This window comes from Stenotrophomonas sp. HMWF003 (assembly GCF_003061285.1).
Lineage (GTDB): Bacteria > Pseudomonadota > Gammaproteobacteria > Xanthomonadales > Xanthomonadaceae > Stenotrophomonas > Stenotrophomonas maltophilia_AP.
Genome location: NZ_QAIW01000457.1, coordinates 9,214 through 10,281, shown reverse-complemented (window position 1 = coordinate 10,281; position 1,068 = coordinate 9,214). Strand labels below are relative to the sequence as shown.

Here is a 1,068-nt window from a genome sequence, read left to right as displayed (position 1 = left end):
CCCGCCGGTCCGCATCGGACAGGGCTACGACGTCCACGCCTTCGGCGAGGGCGACCACGTGATGCTGGGGGGCATCCGCGTGCCGCACAGCTGCGGCGTGCTGGCCCACAGCGACGGCGATGTGATCCTGCATGCGCTGTGCGATGCGATGCTCGGCGCGCTGTCGCTGGGCGACATCGGCGTGCACTTCCCGCCAACGGACATGCGCTGGAAGGGGGCCGACAGCGCGCACCTGCTCGCGCACTGCAACAGCCTGCTGCGCGAACGCGGCTGGCAGGTCGGCAACACCGACATCACCGTGATCTGCGAGCGGCCGAAGGTGGGCCCGCACGCGGCCGCCATGCGCGAGCGCATCGCCAGCGTGCTCGGCGTGGCGCTGGACTGCGTGAGCGTGAAGGCCACCACCTCGGAGAAGCTGGGCTTCACCGGGCGCGGTGAAGGCATTGCCGCCCAGGCCGTCGTGCTGCTGGTGGCGCTGTGATCGCGCTGCCGCTGGCGTTCGGCGCGCCGCTGCTGACCGCGAAGATCCGCACCACGCCGGATGATTTCCAGGTGGACGAGCTGCCCGCGTTCGAGCCGAGCGGGGAGGGCGAGCACCTGCTGCTTACGATCCGCAAGCGTGGCGCCAACACCGTGCACGTGGCCAAAGTGCTCGCGCGCTGGGCCGGGCTGCCGGACATGGCGGTCAGTTACGCCGGCATGAAGGATCGCCATGCGGTCACCACCCAGCGTTTCAGCGTGCACCTGCCGAAGCGGGTCGCACCGGATCCGGCGCTGCTGGCCTCCGATGAGATCGAGGTGGTCGAATCCACCTGGCACAACCGCAAGCTGCAGCGCGGTGCGCTGGCCGGCAACCGCTTCAAGCTGGTGTTGCGCGAGGTGCAGGGCGACGCGGCCGCGATCGACGAGCGGTTGTCGTTGATCGCCGCGCGCGGCCTGCCGAACTGGTTCGGCGAGCAGCGTTTCGGTCGCGACGGCGGCAACGTGCCGGCCGCCCTGGCGATGTTCGGCGGGCGTCGGATGCGCCCGGACCAGCGCTCGCTGTTGCTCTCGGCCGCCCGCTCGGCG

Annotated in this window: 2 protein-coding genes; both read left to right on the top strand. The window is 71.1% G+C overall.

Annotated elements, in window-relative coordinates; translation table 11 throughout:
- A partial coding sequence (ispF, locus tag DBR34_RS20280; RefSeq protein ID WP_308812571.1) for a 2-C-methyl-D-erythritol 2,4-cyclodiphosphate synthase occupies positions 1–481 on the top strand: 481 nt, incomplete at its 5' end.
- Positions 478–1,068, top strand: a 591-nt coding sequence (locus tag DBR34_RS24340; protein ID WP_258224199.1) for a tRNA pseudouridine(13) synthase TruD, incomplete at its 3' end; no start/stop codon positions are given. The genes ispF and DBR34_RS24340, both read left to right, overlap by 4 nt.